The sequence below is a fragment of the Saccharopolyspora sp. NPDC045839 genome (genome assembly GCF_056431645.1).
The window spans coordinates 52,851-70,100 of sequence record NZ_JBWKKH010000009.1; the positions used below are offsets into that span (position 1 = coordinate 52,851).

19 protein-coding genes are annotated in these 17,250 nt (G+C 72.0%); 11 read left to right on the top strand and 8 right to left on the bottom strand.

Features of this window, described 5'->3' with window-relative positions:
- Nucleotides 1–93: 93 nt before the first annotated feature.
- Entirely contained in the window at nt 94–1,170 is a 1,077-nt protein-coding gene (gene dapE, locus AC07EQ_RS15100; RefSeq protein ID WP_478388545.1) for a succinyl-diaminopimelate desuccinylase, read from the top strand.
- A gap of 18 nt (nt 1,171–1,188) precedes the next feature.
- Here the strand turns inward: dapE and AC07EQ_RS15105 are convergent, their stop codons facing one another.
- The gene (locus AC07EQ_RS15105; RefSeq protein ID WP_478388546.1) at nt 1,189–2,166 is read right to left on the bottom strand and encodes a slipin family protein; all 978 of its coding nucleotides are present in this window, start codon (nt 2,164–2,166) and stop codon (nt 1,189–1,191) included.
- Between the two features lie 235 nt (nt 2,167–2,401).
- On the opposite strand from AC07EQ_RS15105, the gene AC07EQ_RS15110 reads away from it, so the two are divergent.
- The 3 genes from AC07EQ_RS15110 to folP all read left to right on the top strand — a co-directional run bounded on the left by AC07EQ_RS15110 (nt 2,402) and on the right by folP (nt 4,928).
- A complete protein-coding gene (locus AC07EQ_RS15110) occupies nt 2,402–3,187 on the top strand; it encodes an LOG family protein (protein ID WP_358575061.1) in 786 nt (261 codons plus the stop codon).
- Nucleotides 3,184–3,765, top strand: coding sequence for an LOG family protein (locus AC07EQ_RS15115; protein WP_478388547.1), 582 nt, complete (start codon nt 3,184–3,186; stop codon nt 3,763–3,765). Before AC07EQ_RS15110 ends, AC07EQ_RS15115 begins: the two co-directional genes overlap by 4 nt.
- Nucleotides 3,766–4,088: 323 nt before the next feature.
- The gene (gene folP, locus AC07EQ_RS15120) at nt 4,089–4,928 is read left to right on the top strand and encodes a dihydropteroate synthase (RefSeq protein WP_478388721.1); all 840 of its coding nucleotides are present in this window, start codon (nt 4,089–4,091) and stop codon (nt 4,926–4,928) included.
- A gap of 61 nt (nt 4,929–4,989) precedes the next feature.
- Here folP and AC07EQ_RS15125 read toward each other — a convergent pair whose 3' ends face one another.
- On the bottom strand, nt 4,990–5,322 hold the full coding sequence (locus tag AC07EQ_RS15125) for a hypothetical protein (protein ID WP_478388548.1): 333 nt from the start codon (nt 5,320–5,322) through the stop codon (nt 4,990–4,992).
- A 204-nt stretch (nt 5,323–5,526) separates the two neighbouring features.
- On the opposite strand from AC07EQ_RS15125, the gene AC07EQ_RS15130 reads away from it, so the two are divergent.
- From AC07EQ_RS15130 to AC07EQ_RS15140, 3 genes are read left to right on the top strand one after another with little or no spacing between them, the layout of a single operon-like run.
- Nucleotides 5,527–5,859, top strand: coding sequence for a PadR family transcriptional regulator (locus tag AC07EQ_RS15130; protein ID WP_093273407.1), 333 nt, complete (start codon nt 5,527–5,529; stop codon nt 5,857–5,859).
- 43 nt (nt 5,860–5,902) lie between these two features.
- On the top strand, nt 5,903–6,253 hold the full coding sequence (locus tag AC07EQ_RS15135) for a DivIVA domain-containing protein (RefSeq protein WP_358575057.1): 351 nt from the start codon (nt 5,903–5,905) through the stop codon (nt 6,251–6,253).
- 3 nt (nt 6,254–6,256) lie between these two features.
- The gene (locus AC07EQ_RS15140) at nt 6,257–6,715 is read left to right on the top strand and encodes an SRPBCC family protein (protein WP_478388549.1); all 459 of its coding nucleotides are present in this window, start codon (nt 6,257–6,259) and stop codon (nt 6,713–6,715) included.
- A gap of 159 nt (nt 6,716–6,874) precedes the next feature.
- Here AC07EQ_RS15140 and AC07EQ_RS15145 read toward each other — a convergent pair whose 3' ends face one another.
- On the bottom strand, nt 6,875–7,663 hold the full coding sequence (locus tag AC07EQ_RS15145; RefSeq protein ID WP_452614804.1) for an enoyl-CoA hydratase: 789 nt from the start codon (nt 7,661–7,663) through the stop codon (nt 6,875–6,877).
- Between the two features lie 382 nt (nt 7,664–8,045).
- Between AC07EQ_RS15145 and AC07EQ_RS15150 the strand changes: the two genes are divergently transcribed.
- Both AC07EQ_RS15150 and AC07EQ_RS15155 read left to right on the top strand, forming a co-directional pair.
- Complete coding sequence (locus AC07EQ_RS15150; protein WP_009949794.1) at nt 8,046–8,213, top strand: DUF3117 domain-containing protein; 168 nt, start codon at nt 8,046–8,048, stop codon at nt 8,211–8,213.
- Between the two features lie 316 nt (nt 8,214–8,529).
- A complete protein-coding gene (locus AC07EQ_RS15155) occupies nt 8,530–10,110 on the top strand; it encodes a leucyl aminopeptidase (protein ID WP_478388550.1) in 1,581 nt (526 codons plus the stop codon).
- A gap of 153 nt (nt 10,111–10,263) precedes the next feature.
- Here the strand turns inward: AC07EQ_RS15155 and AC07EQ_RS15160 are convergent, their stop codons facing one another.
- Nucleotides 10,264–11,211: a LysR substrate-binding domain-containing protein gene (locus tag AC07EQ_RS15160; protein ID WP_478388551.1), complete on the bottom strand. Its 948-nt coding sequence runs from the start codon at nt 11,209–11,211 to the stop codon at nt 10,264–10,266.
- 63 nt (nt 11,212–11,274) lie between these two features.
- Between AC07EQ_RS15160 and AC07EQ_RS15165 the strand changes: the two genes are divergently transcribed.
- The gene (locus tag AC07EQ_RS15165; RefSeq protein WP_478388552.1) at nt 11,275–12,471 is read left to right on the top strand and encodes an MFS transporter; all 1,197 of its coding nucleotides are present in this window, start codon (nt 11,275–11,277) and stop codon (nt 12,469–12,471) included.
- On the opposite strand, the gene tatB is transcribed toward AC07EQ_RS15165, so the two are convergent.
- The 4 genes from tatB to sigE form a co-directional block, all read right to left on the bottom strand.
- Complete coding sequence (gene tatB, locus AC07EQ_RS15170; protein WP_132483196.1) at nt 12,472–12,867, bottom strand: Sec-independent protein translocase protein TatB; 396 nt, start codon at nt 12,865–12,867, stop codon at nt 12,472–12,474. It lies immediately after the preceding gene.
- 362 nt (nt 12,868–13,229) lie between these two features.
- Entirely contained in the window at nt 13,230–14,720 is a 1,491-nt protein-coding gene (locus tag AC07EQ_RS15175; protein WP_478388553.1) for a S1C family serine protease, read from the bottom strand.
- A 325-nt stretch (nt 14,721–15,045) separates the two neighbouring features.
- On the bottom strand, nt 15,046–15,750 hold the full coding sequence (locus AC07EQ_RS15180) for a zf-HC2 domain-containing protein (RefSeq protein WP_478388554.1): 705 nt from the start codon (nt 15,748–15,750) through the stop codon (nt 15,046–15,048).
- A gap of 3 nt (nt 15,751–15,753) precedes the next feature.
- Nucleotides 15,754–16,347, bottom strand: a complete 594-nt coding sequence (sigE, locus tag AC07EQ_RS15185) for an RNA polymerase sigma factor SigE (RefSeq protein WP_478388555.1) — start codon at nt 16,345–16,347, stop codon at nt 15,754–15,756.
- A gap of 307 nt (nt 16,348–16,654) precedes the next feature.
- Between sigE and AC07EQ_RS15190 the strand changes: the two genes are divergently transcribed.
- Nucleotides 16,655–17,215: an O-methyltransferase gene (locus tag AC07EQ_RS15190; RefSeq protein WP_478388556.1), complete on the top strand. Its 561-nt coding sequence runs from the start codon at nt 16,655–16,657 to the stop codon at nt 17,213–17,215.
- Nucleotides 17,216–17,250: the final 35 nt, after the last annotated feature.

A 17,250-nucleotide genomic window follows, 5' to 3' on the forward strand; every position in this document is an offset into this window, starting at 1 on the left:
CGGATGGTGGTTGCGCGGATCCGTTTCCCACCTGTTCACGAGCCCGAACCGCTGGTCCCACCGCTATTCGGGCGTCCGGGTAGCCTCCGTGGCGTGACTGCGTCGTTGGATCTCACCGCTGACCCCGTCGAGCTCACCGCCGCGCTGGTGGACATCCCCAGCGTCTCCGGCGGGGAGAAGGCCATCGCCGATGCGGTGGAGAAGGCGCTGCGCGACCAGGCGCCGCACCTCGAAGTGGTGCGCAACGGCGACGCCGTGCTGGCGCGCACGAACCTCGGGCGGGACTCGCGAGTGGTGCTCGCCGGGCACCTGGACACCGTGCCGATCAACGACAACCTCCCGGTGCGGCGCACCGGTTCGGGCGCCGAGGAGGTCCTGCACGGCTGCGGCACGGTCGACATGAAGGGCGGCGACGCGGTCATGCTGCACCTCGCCGCGACGCTCCCGGAACCGCGGCACGACCTGACGTTCGTGTTCTACGACTGCGAAGAGGTGGAAGCCGAGCGCAACGGCCTCAACCGGATCGAGCGGGAGCTGCCGGAGTGGCTGGCCGGCGATCTGGCGGTGGTGTGCGAGCCGTCGAACGCGGCGATCGAGGCAGGTTGCCAGGGCACGATGCGGGTGGAGGTGCGCACCACCGGCGCCCGCGCGCACACGGCCCGCGCGTGGATGGGCGTCAACGCGATCCACGCCGCGCAGCCGGTGCTGCAGCGGCTGGTCGAGTACACGCCGCGCAACCCGGTGATCGACGGCCTGCAGTTCCGCGAGGGTCTGCAGGCGGTGCGGATCGAGGGCGGTGTCGCGGGCAACGTGGTGCCGGACTCGTGCGTGGTGACGGTGAACCACCGGTTCGCCCCGGACAAGTCGCCGGCGGAGGCCGAAGCGCACCTGCGCGAGGTCTTCGACGGCTTCGATGTCGCGGTGACCGACGGCGCCGCGGGTGCCCTGCCCGGCCTGACCTCGCCGGCGGCGGCGCAGCTGGTCGAGGCGTCGGGGTCGGAGCCGGTCGCGAAGCTCGGCTGGACCGACGTGGCGCGGTTCGCGGCCCGGGGTCTCCCGGCGGTGAACTTCGGCCCGGGCTCGCCGACCCTCGCCCACACGAAGCAGGAGCACGTGGCGACCGCGGAGATCCGCCACTGCACCGACGTCCTCCGCCGCTTCTTCGCCTGACGCCCACGCTGCGCGCGGTCAGGCGATGCCCAGCATCGACTCCTCGTCGCTCTCCGAGCGCTCCGCGTCGCGCGGCCTCCTGCCGTCGGCGGCCGTGCCCTCGCGTTGCCGCGGCAGCTCCGCCGCCGGCTCCGCTGCGGGGAGTTCCGCTGCTTGGCGCTCCGCGTCGGTGAGCTCCGCTGCTTCGCGCTCCGCGTCGGTGAGCTCCGCCGGCGCTTCGCTCGGGGCTTCGCCCGTCGCGCCGATGCGCTTCGCGGTGTCGACGAACTGGAGGAGTTCGACCGGGAACGGCAGCACCAGGGTCGAGTTCTTCTCCGCCGCCACCTCGACGACCGTTTCCAGCAGGCGGAGCTGGAGCGCGGCCGGGGTGTCGGCCATGACGTGGGCCGCGTCGGCGAGCTTGCGGGACGCCTGGAACTCGCCGTCCGCCGCGATGACTCGCGAACGCCGCTCGCGTTCCGCTTCGGCCTGGCGCGCGATCGAGCGCTTCATGGATTCCGGCAGCGAGACGTCCTTGATCTCCACCCGGTCGATGTGCACGCCCCAGCCCAGCGCCGGGCTGTCGATCATCAGCTCCAGGCCCTGGTTGAGCCGCTCGCGGTTGGACAGCAGGTCGTCCAGGTCGCTCTTGCCGATGATCGAACGCAGCGAGGTCTGCGCGACCTGGCCGACGGCGAACAGGTAGTCCTCGACGTTGACGATCGCGCGTGCCGGGTCCTCGACGCGGAAGTACACCACCGCGTCCACCCGGACGGTCACGTTGTCGCGGGTGATGCCCTCCTGGGCGGGCACCGGCATGGTGACGATCTGCAGGTTGACCTTCCGAATCCGGTCCATCACCGGGACGATCGTGGTCAGCCCGGGCCCGCGGGTCAGCTCCTGCAGGCGGCCGAAGCGGAACACCACGCCGCGCTCGTACTGCTTGATGACCTTGACGCTCGCGGCGACGTAGACAACACCCAGGGCGATGATGAGGATCAGCAGTTCGATGAGCATGGCTGGCTCCCGGGCTCGACTTCTGGCCTTGCCCGGCGACCCGTCTCCGGCGCCTGCGTAGATCGGGTGATCTGCGTGGTGTGCACGGCCGGCATCGCCGGCACCACTAGATCTTTTCTTCGTATCGTACGCCGCCGCACGCTCGTGTGAATCCCTCGTGAACAGGCATTTCCCCACTCGGCGCAGTGGCCGGGCAGGCGTCGGCGGCCGAGCGCCCGTGCGTACTCTCGACCACATGACGATCGAAGGCCCGTGGGGTGAGCCGAACGGCTCGGAGCGCCCCCAGGAGAAGCAACGCGGACCCGTGGTGCTGCGCCGGTCGAGGTTGCGCGAACCCACCACCACCGACCAGCGGCTGCTGGACTCGCGTGGCCCGTCGGACTGGGTGCACACCGATCCGTGGCGGGTGATGCGCATCCAGTCCGAGTTCGTGGAGGGCTTCGGCGCGCTCGCCGAGGTGCCGCGCGCGGTGACCGTGTTCGGTTCGGCGCGGACGCCGCGGGAGCATCCGGAGTACGCCACCGGCGTCGAGCTCGGCGCGGCGCTGGCCAAGATCGGTTGCGCGGTGATCACCGGCGGCGGCCCGGGCGCGATGGAGGCCGTCAACCGCGGCGCGTCGGAGGCCGGCGGGCTGTCCATCGGGCTGGGCATCGAGCTGCCGTTCGAGCAGGGCCTCAACCCGTGGGTGGACCTGGGCGTCAACTTCCGCTACTTCTTCGTCCGCAAGACGATGTTCATCAAGTACGCGCAGGCGTTCGTCTGCCTGCCCGGTGGCTTCGGCACCATGGACGAGCTGTTCGAGTCGCTGACCCTGGTGCAGACGAAGAAGGTCACCAAGTTCCCGGTGGTGCTGTTCGGCAAGTCCTACTGGCAGGGCCTGTACGACTGGATCCGCGACAGCATGCACGCGGCGGGCAAGATCGGGGACAAGGACCTCGCGCTGCTGCACCTCACCGACGACATCGACGACGCGGTCAGCATCGTGCAGGAGGCGTACGAGGCGTGGGAGGCCACTCATTGAGCAGCGTTGAGCCCGAGGAGACCACTGTGGACGTCGCCGTCTGCGTCTACTGCGCGTCGCGCCCGGTGCCGCAGCAACACCTGGACCTGGCGGCGGAGGTGGGCACCAAGATCGCCAAGCGCGGCTGGTCGCTGGTCTCCGGTGGCGGGCGCGTGTCGATGATGGGCGAGGTCGCCCGGGCGACGCGGGCCGGCGGCGGCCGGACCATCGGCGTCATCCCGCGAGCCCTGGTGGACCTCGAGGTCGCCGACACCGATGCCGACGAGCTGCTGGTCGTGGACACGATGCGGGAGCGCAAGGGCCTGATGGACGCGCACGCGACGGCGTTCCTCGCGCTGCCCGGCGGCATCGGCACCTGCGAGGAGCTGTTCGAGATCTGGACCGCCCGCTACATCGGCATGCACGCCAAGCCGGTCGTGCTGCTCGACCCGGACGGCCACTACCGCGGCCTGCTGGACTGGCTGCACGGCCTGGTGGACACCGGATTCGCCACCCGGCACTCGCTGGACGCGCTCACGGTGGCCACCGACGTCGACGAGGCGCTCGACGCCTGCGCCGCTGTGAGTCTCCCGAACTGAACCCGGGAGGCTGCGATACGCATAACTGCAGGTAGGCGTCAGGCAAGCGGCATCAGCCGCTTTCTCTTTGCCCACCCTCGCAGCTTGCACCGCCGCGGGTTCTCAGGCTGCGCCCGCCCTTCAGGGCTACTGGGCGAGGCCAGTCCCCAGCGCCGTGTACTGGTCATACATAAGTCGGGGATCCCGGAGTCCAGACGGCGTCTGTAACTCCCGCAGGGGGGCCGCCACCCGCACCGCTGCGCAAGCCGGTCCGTGTACCTCCCACCGCCGGTGGCGTGCCAGGATCTGGGGTTGTGCAGGCTCTCCGGTTCCGCGACAAGGACATGCCCCAGGACCGACCGCTGGTGATGGCGATCGTCAACCGCACCCGCGACTCGTTCTTCGACCGGGGGCGGACCTTCGCCGCCGATGCGGCCACCACCGCCGTGGACCGGGCCGTCGCCGACGGCGCGGACATCATCGACATCGGCGGGGTCCGCGCCGGAGCTCAGGGCGAGACGGTGGACGCCGCCGAGGAGATCGAGCGGGTGGTGCCGTTCGTCGCCGCGGTCCGGGAACGCCACCCGGACCTGGTGATCAGCGTCGACACCTGGCGGCACGACGTGGCCCGGCAGGTGTGCGAGGCCGGGGCGGACCTGCTCAACGACACCTGGGCGGGCGCCGATCCGCTGCTCGCCGAGGTGGCGGCCGAGTTCGGCGTCGGCGTGGTGTGCTCGCACACCGGCGGCCTGCCGCCGCGCACCGACCCGTACCGGCCCCGCTACGCCGACGTGGTCGCCGAGGTGACGGCCGAACTCGTCGAGCGGGCCGAGCGGATGGTGCGGCTCGGGGTGCCCGCGCACGGCGTGCTGATCGACCCGACCCACGACTTCGGCAAGAACACCTGGCACGGCCTGGCGCTGCTGCGGCGGGTCGGGGAGCTGGTGGCCACCGGGTGGCCGGTGCTGATGGCGTTGTCCAACAAGGACTTCATCGGCGAGACGCTGGGCGCGGAGGTGACGGAGCGCCTGGAGGGCACGCTGGCGGCCACCGCGATCGCGGCCTGGGGCGGCGCCCGGATCTTCCGCGCGCACCACGTGCTGGAGACCCGCCGGACGGTCGAGATGGTCGCGGCCATCGCGGGCACCCACCCGCCGGACCAGGTCCTCCGCGCCTTCGCCTGAGGCTTCGTGAGCGCTCGATCCGGTAAGAACCGGTATCAGCACTCACGAGGCGGTGAGCGGTTCAGAGGTCGCCGACGGCCCGATTGAGCAGCTGGGTGAGGATCGCGATCGGCACGTCCGGGCGGACCTCCCGGAGCACCGGGACGAGCCGCAGCCACCGGGACTGGACGCGCGGCGGGCTCGGCGGCGTCCTGGCCAGCTCGTCGACGAGCTCGTCCAGCCGCCAGTGCGCCTCGTCCCGCTCCATGCTCGCCTCCGGGTGCTGGTCGATCACGTCGACGAGCATCGCGAGGTACGAGCGGAGTTGGTCGAGGGCCTGCTGTCGCGGGGCGAAGGTCGTCTCGGCGTCGAGTCGCGAAGCACCGGTGGTTTCCTGGGCGCTGTCGTTGGACACGGCAATCGGCTCCTGATCGCTCGCCCGGTACGTCCGACTCCGCAGTGTGGCGGGAATCGAGTGCTGTCAACGGATTTTCGGGTTTGCGCCACCCGAACGGCGCACTGTGATGGACGTCATTCGGAGTCCGGATCGCGAAAGGACCTAGGTCCTCTTGCGCAAGGCCGGTGACAGTGGTCGCAAATGACCGTAGAGTCGCTACTTGTGAAGGCTGATGCGCTCCGCGGCCACCTGGACGCCCTTCTGCTGGCCACGCTCGACGGCAGGGCCTTGCATGGTTACGCGATCATCGAGGCGCTGCAGGAACGCAGCGGCGGCGCCCTTGATCTGCCCACCGGGACGGTATATCCGGCGCTGCGCAGACTGGAGCGCGCCGGCTACGTGCAGAGCACCTGGAGCACCGTCGGCGGGCGGCAGCGCCGCACCTACCGCCTGACCCAGACCGGCGTGCAGACGCTGCAGAACGAGCGCCGCGCCTGGCGCGAGTTCACCTCCGCCATCGAGGGCGTGCTCGAGGCCGCGCCCGCCAAGACCTGACCGTGGCCGCGGCGGTTCGCCGTTCGTGCCACGATTGACGACCGTGGCTAGTGCGCTCATCTACCTGTTCGTGGTGCTCGCGGTCGCTGCGGTGGCCTACCTGCTGGCTTCGCTGGTCTTCGGCCGCGGCGAGCAGCTCGCGCCGCTGCCGCCGGGCTCGACCCCGACCCGCCTGCCCCCGGCCGACATCGAGGGCGCCGACGTGCGCGCGTTGCGGTTCCAGCAGGTCCTCCGCGGTTACAAGGCGTCGGAGGTGGACTGGGCGCTGGAGCGCCTCGCCGGTGAACTCGACGAACTGCACGGCCGGATCGCGGTCCTGGAGCGGCAGCTCGACGCCGCGGGCGAGCAGCTGCAGGAGGCCCGGGCCGGGCGCCCCGACGAGCCGGAGGGCTGACCGGTGCGCCCGGTCGAGCTGCGGCTGAGCGTGCCGGTCGAGGCGCGGCCCGAGGTGGTGTGGGCGGCGGCGACGGACTGGGCGCGGCAGGGCGAGTGGATGCTGGGCACCGAGGTGCACGCGCTCGGCGGCCCCGACGGGCCCGGCGCGCAGCTGGTGGCGGTCACCGGCTTCCGCGGGTTCGGCGTCGTGGACCGGATGGAGATCGTCGAATGGCGACCGCCGCAAACCTGCCGGGTGCGCCACCGCGGGCGGCTGATCGTCGGCGACGGCGGGTTCGACGTGGTCCGGTGCGGCAATGCGGCGTCGACGTTCCTGTGGTGGGAACGGCTGGTGCTGCCGCCCGGCGGCGCGCTGGTCTGGCCGGTGGTGCGGCCGGCCTTCGTCTGGGGCATGCGCCGGTCGCTGACTGCTTTCGCGGCGTTCTGCCGCGGCTATTCGGGCGGCGGGGGAACCGGCTGATTCGGTGCCGCGGCCGTCGCGTACCTCGGCCCCGCGACGTGCTGGGCACCACCGGCCCTTGCCGCCTGTCGGCGCGCAGAAGGACGTTTCCGCTGGTCACGGGTCGTGAGTGTTTTGGAGCGTTATAGCAGTCCAAAACACTCACGACCCAGGGGCGCCTCAGTGACCGGTGAAGTGGGGGGTTCGCTTCTCGACGAACGCCGCGACGGCCTCCCGGTGGTCGGCCGTCGCCCCGGCCTCCGCCTGCGCTCCCGCCTCCACGGCGAGCGCCTCGGCCAGGCCCTCGGCTGCCGCCGCCAGCATCGCCTCCTTGATCCGGGCGTAGGCGCTGGTCGGCCCGGCCGCCATCCGCTTGGCCAGCTCGGTGGCCGCCGCGACGGCTTCACCGGCGTCGACGACCCGGTTCACCATGCCGATCCGCAGCGCCTCCTCGGCGGCCACCGGCTCGGCCAGCAGCAGCAGTTCCATCGCCCGGCCGTAGCCGATCAGCCTCGGCAGCGTCCACGACGCGCCGGAGTCCGTCGACAGCCCGACGTTGGCGAAGGCCATCAGGAACTTCGCGTTCGCCGCGGCCACCCGCAGATCGCACGCGTAGGCCAGCGACGCGCCCGCCCCGGCGGCGGTGCCGTTGACCGCGGCGATCACGGGCTTCGGCATGCTCGTCACGGCGCGGATGATCGGGTTGTAGTGCTCTTCGACCGTGTTCAGCGGCGCCGGGTCGCCGGAGTTCAGCAGCGCGACGTGCTCCTTGAGGTCCTGGCCCGCGCAGAACGCCTTCCCCGCGCCGGTGATCACCAGCGCGCGCACCGAGTCGTCGGCGGCGGCTTCCCGCAGCGCGGTGATCAGGGCCTGCTTGAGCTCGACGTCGAGCGAGTTGAACGACTCGGGCCGGTTCAGCGTGAGCAGGCGCACACCTGCGGTGTCCTCGGTCAGCAGCACGTCGGTCACTTCGCACTCCTCTTCCTGCGGTCCGTTGTGGCGGGTCGCGAGATCGCCGCTCGACTTTCCAAAGTGGACTCCGGGGGTCGCGCGAAGTCCCGAGTAGACAGTGTTGTGGCTGGTCGCCCGGGTAGTGGTCGAGCGCCGCGGGGGCCGGCCCGGCGCCGGGCGCGGACCGTCGGCCCGGAGGCGCCGACGGTCGCGCCGGAATGCACCGGAACAGCCCGCACGGGACGTGAGTCTGCCAGCCCCCGCGGGCATTCGACCAGCGCACGGGCGACACGAGTTGATCGGTTCGGTTTCGTCCCCGCCTCGGGATGGGGGAGAATGGGGGAGGACCCGAGCTGGTTGTGGCGACCAGCGGGGGAAGAGTTCACGGAGGGAGCACGCTATGGCGGCCATGAAGCCCCGGACCGGTGACGGTCCCCTCGAGGTGACTAAGGAGGGACGCGGCATCGTGATGCGCGTCCCGCTTGAGGGTGGTGGGCGGCTCGTCGTCGAGATGTCGGTCGAGGAGGCCAAGAACCTGGGCGACGCCCTGGAGTCGGCCACCGGCTGAGGCCGCCGGTCGGCGGTCGGGGTAGCGGCGCTGCCCCAACGCCCGAGGCGACAACGAAATCGAGTCGACGACGAGTGGCGAGCTTCTTCGCCGCGGTCGGGCCCCGGTGCCATGGGTGGCACCGGGGCCGTCGTCGATGGCAGGCAAGTCCTCGCCCCGCCCCCGTGATCGTCCGGGGGCCTTCGTTCGGGCGCGCATCGTGACCGGACGTGCGAGGACGGTAACTTCTACAGCTGTCGTTGAACTCGTTCCGGCTCCGCCGTTTCGAGGGCAGGCAGTCGAATGCGCGCGGCCAGCCGTGCAGGAAGGTCTTCTCGTGTCCGGTTCTTCAGTGTTCCGCTCCGCCCAGCCGGTCCGCGACGCGGACCCGGCGCTGCCCGCCATCCCGACGTCACTGGTCGAAGTGGACGTCGTGCGGCAGTGGCGGGACGGCGTGCCGGGCGCGGTCGCGGTCTTCGACGGCGAGTCGGGCCCGGACCTGGCGGCGGCAGCCGAACCGTTCGATGTGGACATCGCGGTGCTGCAGGCCGTAGGCGCTTCCTCGTCGGCCGGTGACGTCCGCGCGCTGCCCCTGCCGTCGGGTGGCGTCGGCTGGGTCGTGGGTGTCGGCTCGGGCGAGCCGGTGAAGTGGCGCAGCGCCGGGGCGGCGCTCGCACGCGCGCTGCGCGCGAGGCTGGACCAGGCGGCGGAGTCCGACGACGAGGTCGGCGACCTCGGGGACGCCTCCGACGCGGACTACCTCCAGATCCGGCTGCCGGACGACGTCGACGGCGAAGCGGTTTCGGCGCTGACGCTGGGCTTGGCGCTGGGCGGGTACCGGTTCCGGGTGACCGCCAAGCCGACCCCGCCGCGTCTGCGGAAGGTCTTGCTGGTGGCGCCGGAAGGCGCCGACGTGGCGGCGCTGGGCGAGCAGGTCCGGCGCACCCGCGAGCTGGCGGCGGCCACCGCGCTGGCCCGCGATCTCGCCAACGCTCCCTCGAACATCAAGGACCCGGCCTGGTTCACCGGCGTCGCCGCCGAGCTGGCCGCCGACGTGCCGGACCTGACCGCCGTGGTGCGGGACGAGAAGTGGCTGGCCGACAACGGTTTCGGCGGGATCCTCGCGGTCGGGGGCGGTTCGTCGCGGCCGCCCCGGCTGCTGGAGCTGACCTACCGGCCGAAGGACGTCGAGGGCCCGCACCTGGTGCTGGTCGGCAAGGGCATCACCTTCGACACCGGCGGCATCTCGATCAAGCCCGCCGAGGGCATGCACCTGATGCGCACCGACATGTCCGGCGGCGCGGCGGTGATCGGCGCGCTGCTGACCATCGCCCGGCTGGAGCTGCCGGTCCGGGTGACCGGCCTGGTGCCGTCGGCGGAGAACCACGTGTCCGGCAGCGCGTACCGGCCCGGCGACATCGTCCGGCACTACGGCGGCACCACGACGGAGGTCGGCAACACCGACGCCGAAGGCCGCATGGTGCTCGCCGACGCCCTCGCCTACGCGGTGGACCGGCTGGAGCCGGACCTGCTGGTGGACGTCGCGACGCTGACCGGCGCGATGAAGGTCGCCCTGGGCCTGCGCACCGGCGGGCTGTTCGCCACCGACGGCGAGCTGGCCGATCGCGTCCGGGAGGCCGGGCAGCGGGTCGGCGAGGCCTGGTGGCGGATGCCGCTGCTGGAGGACCACGCGGAAGACGTGAAGGGCCGGCTCGCGGACGTGAAGCAGACGCCGCCGGGCCCCGGCGGCATCACGGCGGCGCTGTTCCTGCGCGAGTTCACGGGCGGCTTGCCGTGGGCGCACCTGGACATCGCGGGCCCGGCCCGGGCGGACAAGGACTACGCGGAGGTGGTGTCGGGAGGCACGGGCTTCGCGGCCCGAAGCCTCGTCGCCCTCGCCGCAAGCTTCTCGAACTGATCCCTCGAACGATGCCCTCGGAGTGATCTCTCAGAGGATCTCTTCGGGGTGATCGCTCGGGGTGGCGAGTGGTTCCGCAGTTTCAATTGAAACCGCGGAACCACGGCGTGTCGGGCCACGACACACCGGTGGCTGTGGACAACTTCCGCAATTTCAATGGAAATCGGACCTTCGATTTCCATTGAAATTGCGCAGGGTGAAGTCGCGGAAGGTGCGGACCGCCGGCGGAAGCGTCCGGCCCGCCGGCCAGGCCAGGCCGATCGTGCGGTGCGCCGGTGGATCCAGCGGTACCTCGACCGTGCCCGGCGCCGGGCCGTTGTCGCCCGGTGGCAGCAGCGCCACGCCGAGCCCGGCGGCGACCAGCCCGCGCACCGTGTCGACCTCTTCGCTCTCGAAGGCCAACCGCGGCTCGAAACCGGCGCGTTCGGCCAGGCCCGCGAAGATCTGCCGGAGTCCGTAGCCGGGGCGGGTCGCCACGAAGTCGTCCCCGGCGAGCTCGGCCAGCCGCAGCCTGCGGCGCCGGGCCAGCCGGTGCCGCGCGAACAGCACCGCGACCAGCGGCTCCTCCCGGAGCGGTGCGGTTTCCCAATGAGGATCGTGCTCCGGCAGCGGCGAGACGACGCAGAGGTCGATCTCGCCCGACCAGGCGCGCGCGAGCATGCTGTTGCGCGGCCCCTGCACGAGCCCGAACCGCACGTTCGGGTGCACGTCGCGGAACTCGCGCAGCAGCGGCGGCACCAGCGTGCTGCCCATCGTGTGCTGGAACCCGAACGTCACCTGGCCCCGGTCGGGGTCGATCTCCTCGATCACGGCCCGGCAGCCGGCCTCCAGCCCACGCATCGCGTCTTCGGCGGCCGCCGCGAGCAGGGCTCCGGCACGGGTCAGGTGGATGCCGCGACCCTGCCGCACGATCACCGGCGTGCCGAGTCGATCGCCCAGCTTGGCCAGCGCGCGGCTGACCGTCGGCTGCGGGACGCCCAGGGACTCCGCTGCTCGTGTGAGATGGCCCTCGGCTGCGACCGCGCGCAGCAGGGCGAGCGACGGGGCGAGGTGGGCCGCTAGCTGCGACGGGTCGTCCGGCCCGGCTGATTCATTCACCACCGCATCAATCATGCGGCATTACGACATTGGACGCATTAGTCAGGGCTACTTACGTTCGAGCACGTGAACGCAGTCGACCCGGCCCGCATCCGCAAGATCCGCATCGCCCTGCTGCTCGGCGCGCTGGCGATGTTCGCGCTGCTCTACGCGCCGCAGCCGGTGCTGCCACAGCTTGCCGAGGTCTTCGCGCTGAACCCGGGCACGGCGGCGCTGCTCATCTCGGCGAGCACGCTCGGGCTGGCCGTCGCGGCGATCCCGCTCGGCACGCTGTCGGAAGCGGTCGGCCGTCGCCGCACGATGATCGCCGCCTTGCTGACCGCCGAGGTCCTGGGCTTGCTGCTGCCGTGGGTGCCGTTCTTCCCGGTGCTCGTTGCCGTTCGCCTGGTGCAGGGTGCGGCGATCGCCGGCCTGGCCGCGGTCGCGGCCGCATACCTGGCCGACGAGACCGGCGGCGAGCAGCTGGGCACGACGATGGGGCTCTACGTCGCGGGCACCACCATCGGCGGCATGGGTGGCCGGCTGCTGGGCGGCGTGGTCGGCGACTTCGCCGGCTGGCACGGCGGACTCCTGGCGGTGGCTGTGCTCGCCGGAGTGTGCACGGTGCTGTTCGTGGTGCTGCTGCCGGCCGAACGCAATCACCAGCGGCAACCGCTGCGCTGGCGCCCGCTGCTCGGCGGCCTGCGCGCCGCGCTCAGCGACCCGGTGCTCTACGCGCCGTACCTGGTCGCCGCGCTTGGCATGGGCGCCTTCGTCACCGTCTACAACGTGCTCGGCTTCCGCCTCGCCGCACCGCCGCTGCTGGTGCCGCCGGCGCTCGCAGCGCTCGCGTTCCTCGCCTACGCCGCAGGAACGGTCACCTCCACGCTCGCCGGTCGCGCCGCCGATCGCTGGGGACGCATCCAGGTGCTGCTCGCCGGCCTGGCGGTGACGGTGCTAGGTCTGCTGCTGATGCTCGCCGACAGCCTGCTGATGATCGTGGTGGGCCTGGTCGTGTTCACCGGCGGATTCTTCGCCGCGCACTCGGTGGCGAGCGGATGGGTCGGGGCGCGGGCATCGGCATCGGCCCGTGGTCAGGCGTCCGCGCTGTACCAGTTCGCCTACTACGGCGGCAGCAGCGTGGGCGGAGTGCTGGGCGGCGCGGCCTACGGCTCGTGGGGCTGGTCCGGGATGACCGTCCTGCTGTGCTGCTGGCTGGCGGTGGCGGCGGCCGGGGCGTGGCTCGTCCGCACGGCACCCAAGCGCGTCGCGGTCGAGGTCTGATCAGGTCGCGTCGGAGTCGTACGGCGGGCGCTCGCCCGGCGCGAGCGGGCGCTGCTCGGGCTTGGGCGGGTCGGCCGGCTTCGCCTGGTGCCCGTTGCTGCCGTTGCCGTTGAGGCCGTCGAGCGGGTTCTCCCCGTCGAAGAGGTGCTTGGTCACGGCCGTGCGCGGGTTGAAGTTGCGGATGCCGCGCAGGTCTTCCAGCGGTTTGCGCAGTTCGTCGAACTCCGGGCCGAGCTCGGACTTGATCTGCTCGCGGGCTCCGGTCGCGTACTCCTTGACCTGGCGGACGGTCCGGCCCAGCCACGCCGCGCCTTGCGGCAGGCGCTCCGGGCCGAGGATGAACAGCCCGGCCACGACGAGGACCAGGATCTCGAGCCAGCCGACGCTTTCGAACACCTCTCGACTACCTCCGGGTCCTCCACGGCTCGCGGACCAGCACCGCGCGCTGCCAACGCATCCCCAGGGTACCGACCGGGTGATCCGGGCAGGAGGGCGAACTGGCCCAGCACGCCGCCTTCACGAACTGTTAGCTGCTCGTTCGGCTCGCCGAGCCGCAAGCGGTGCGGCCCTTGCGACGGCATGGCATTCCCGGGGTTCCGCGGTGCGCGGTTTCCGCTGGTCACCGAGGTCGTGAGTACCTTGGATCGCGACAGCAGTCCAAAGTACTCACGACCACGAAGCCTGTCCCCCGGGGGGCGTCGTGCCGCTGGCAAAACCGCGAAACTTCCCGCCCGGCCGGACCAGGCGGAACCCGCCGTTCACCGCAGGGTCACGTCGAGCACCAGCTCGCGGCCTTGCCGCACCACGGCGACCGGCACCCGCTCGCCGACCTGGTGCCGGTCGACGGCCACGATCAGCTCGTCGGCGCCGGCCACCTTGCGCTCGCCGACCCGGATGATCACGTCGCCCTCGGCGATCCCGGCCGCCGCCGCGGCGCTGCCGTCCTGCACGTTCTGCACCTGGGCGCCGTCGGCGAGCCCGTCGCTGACCGACTTGGCGTTGACGCCGAGATCGGCGTGCTGCACGTTGCCGGTTCGGATCAGCTCCTCGGCGATGCGCCGGACGTCGTCGATCGGGATCGCGAAGCCGAGCCCGATCGAGCCGCCTTCGCCGCCGGCCCCGAGCGTCCGGATCGCGCTGTTGATGCCGACCACCGCGCCGTTGCCGTCGACCAGGGCGCCGCCGGAGTTGCCGGGGTTGATCGCGGCGTCGGTCTGGATCGCGTCGATGACCGCGTTGGTGTCGGTGCCCTCGCCGGCCAGCCGCATCGGGCGGTGCACCGAGCTGACGATGCCGGTGGTCACGGTGCCCGCCAGGCCCAGCGGCGAGCCGATGGCGATCACCTCGTCGCCGACCGCCAGCTCGTCGGAGCGGCCGAGCTGGGCGACCGTCGGGTTGGACACCTCGACCTTGATCACCGCCAGGTCGGTCTTGACGTCGCGGCCGACGATCCGGGCGGGCACCCGGGTGCCGTCGTGGAAGACCGTGGAGACCAGCGCGCCCGGGGTGTCGGCGGCCATCGAGATGACGTGGTTGTTGGTGACCACGTAGCCGTTGCCGTCGATGACGACCCCGGAGCCGCTGCCGCCCTGCGCGCCGACGCGCACCTCGATCGACACGACGGCGGGGACCACGCGCTGCGCCACCGCGGCGACGGTGCCCTTCGGTCGCTCCTTGCCCTGCTCCACCTCGGCCAGGGTGACGTCGGGATTGGTGAGCGGATTGCCCTCCTCGGCGGTGATCCGGCCGAGCAGCCCGCCGGCCAGCCCGACGAGCAGGGCGACCACGGCGAGGATCACGAGCGCGCGCGGGTGCACCCGGCGGCCGAACAGCACTTCGCGGGCGCTGAGCAGCGGACCGGTTTCGGTGCTCTCGGGCTTCTCCTCCTGCTCCTCGCCGAGCGCGGGTGGGCCGATCACCGCGCCTGCGGCGGGATTGCGCCACGGATCGCTCTCGCCGGAGTTCCACAGCGCCGGCTCATCGGCCGGCTCGGGCGTCATCGGCTGCTCGCCGGGCGCGCGCTGGAGCTTCTCGCTGCTGGCCCGCGGGCGGCCGAACGCCTTGGACAGCGCTTCCGGCGGGGGCGGACCCTGCTCGATGCCGCGCGCCGGGACGTCGCGCCGGTTCGGGTCGAAGCTGCCGGTCACGCCCTTCGGGCGGCCGAACGTCGAGCTCTGCGACGGGTCGACGGAGGGGCGCTGCAGCGGGCGCGGTGCGAGGCGGGGCGGGGATGCCTGGCCGTTTCGCATGGGGCGGTCCGGCGCGGCCGGCACTCCGCGGGCGGGGCCGGCCGCGCCCTGCCACGGATGCACGGGTTGGGCTGGCCGTCCGTTGGGACCCTGCTGGCCTGCTTCGGGCTGATCCCGGCGCTGATGGTCGGCGTCGGGGCCCTGTGCGGGCGTTCCTGGCTGGTCGCTCATCGCTCCCCGGGCATGCGGTCGGAACTCGTCCGTTCGAGTGGATCACACGGGCGAGGAGCCCGTGCCACCGGCATGTGGACGCACCGCCGGTGTGCCCATTTTGCCGGGCGACGGGTGAAGTTCGTGTGGGAGCGGGCGAAGTCGTCCGGCCGGATCAGTTCCCCGGCGGCGCGCTCGCCGAGGTGCTCGGAACGGGAACCTCGGACGAGGGCTGCTGACCGGAGGACGGGTCGCCGGGCAGGTCTTCGCGAGCCGACGCCGGGATGACGGCGTTGGTGAACGCGCCGCCGGGCAGCGGGCTCGGTACGCCCGGTACCGGCTGGCCGTCGTCGTCGGTCGGCAGGTTCATCAGCGCGAGCGCGCCCAGCACCAGGCCGGAGAACACCACGCCGGCTCCCTGCCGGGTGCGGCGGCCGACCCGCCGCGCAGGTGCCGTCGCGGCATCACCGGCAAAAGGGGGCACGCTGCCGAAGGGTTGCTGGCTGCCGCCGAGCGGCCGCGAGGATCCGAGCGCCGCTCCGTCGCCGAACCGCTTCCCGCGGTCCGGGCGGGTCACGGCGACCAGCTGGCCGTCCTCGGTCAGCGCGAGGCCGTCCGGCTGGCTGGGCAGTTCTGCGTGCGCCGGGATGGCCTGCAGGGCTTGCAGGAACTTCGGCGAGATCGACGGCGTCCCGGCCGCCCGAACCGCGGCGCGGGCCTGCCGCTGGGCGGCGGCGTCCGCGGTGCACGCGGGGCAGTGGGCCAGGTGGGAGACGGCGCGATCATGGGCGCTCGGGCTCAGCTCGCCGTCCACCAACGCGACGATCGCGTCCAGCGCGAGGTGCTGCTCCGGCAGTCCCCACCCACGCAAAACCGTCATTCGTCAAACCTCCCGGGCATGCTCGCGGCGAGCTTCCAAGGTGGCCTTCAACATCTGGCGCCCGCGGTGAATCCTGCTGCGCACAGTACCCAGCTTCACGCCCAAGGTGGCGCCGATCTCCTCGTAGGAGAGCCCCTCGACGTCGCAGAGCACCACTGCCGCCCGGAACTCCGGCGGCAGTTCGTCCAGCGCCGTCTGCAGGTCGGGGTCGAGGTGGGTGTCGTTGAAGACCTGCTCAGGGCTCGGGCCACCGCCGGGCAACCGGTCGGTGTCCTCGGGCAGGCCCTCCATGCGCAGGCGGGACCTGCGGCGGGCCATGTCGAGGAACAGGTTCGTGGTGATCCGGTGCAGCCAGCCCTCGAACGTTCCCGGCTTGTACGACGCCAGCGACCGGAACACCCGGATGAAGGTCTCCTGGGTCAGGTCCTCTGCGTCGTGCTGGTTGCCGGTCAGGCGGTACGCCAACCGGTAGACCCGGTCTGCGTGCTGCCGGACCACCTCGTCCCACGTCGGAGGGGTCCAGTTGACCTCTTCCGCGGCGGGCGAGATGGTGCTCTGTTGGACACTGGGGGCCACACTCATCGGCTGTGTTGCCATTGGGCGAGAAGCCACCTCCTGTGCGGTTGCATCTCCAAGAACGAGCATGTCGCCTCCGTTGTTCCCGGCGGTGTCGTCAAGGAGACGCCGATGGGTGTCGGTTATGACGTGTCTACTCTCGTATGCCCTGGTGAGGTAGCGATTAAAGACGCCTGAGAACAGGCTGAGAACTTGACGTGATGCGCGTCGCACCGCCGGCCCGCCGGAAACGGCCCCCTAACGATGTCGGCCGCCCGGGTCACTGCGGCGGGCAACGTCGATAACCTTTCGCGTTGTGATACCCGAGACGCCGGTGGGTGCCGGGCCCGTGGGCCGGAACCAGGTGCGATCCGGCGCGCCGACGGACACCTCGGTCGGGGCGTCGTCGCTGCACTTGCTGCGCTTCCTGGCGGCGGCGTTGCGGGCCAAGGCCGTCGTGGAGGTCGGCACCGGCTCGGGCGAGAGCGCGTTGTGGCTGCTCCAGGGCATGATGCCGGACGGCGTGCTGACGTCGATCGACGCGGATGCGGCCGCGCAGCGGACGGCGCGCGCGACGCTGCGGGAGGCGGGCGTGCCGACCGGCCGGACGCGGCTGATCGCCGGCCGCGCGGTCGACCTGATGCCGCGGCTCACGGAGGGCGGCTACGACCTGGTGTCGGTGGGCATCGCGACCACGGACTACCCGAGGTACCTGGAGCTCGGCGTCCGCCTGCTGCGCCCGGGCGGCGTGATCGTGTTCGCGGGCGTCCAGCTGGCCAGCCCGGACGCCCGGAGCGCGCTGGCCCTGGCGCTGCGCGACCTGGTCCGGGCCATCCAGACCGACGAGAACCTGGTCCCGGTCACGCTCCCCACGGGCCCGGGCCTCCTCGCAGTCGCCAAACGCGCCTGACCCCGGACACCCGCCTCCGCCTGGTCCCGGACATC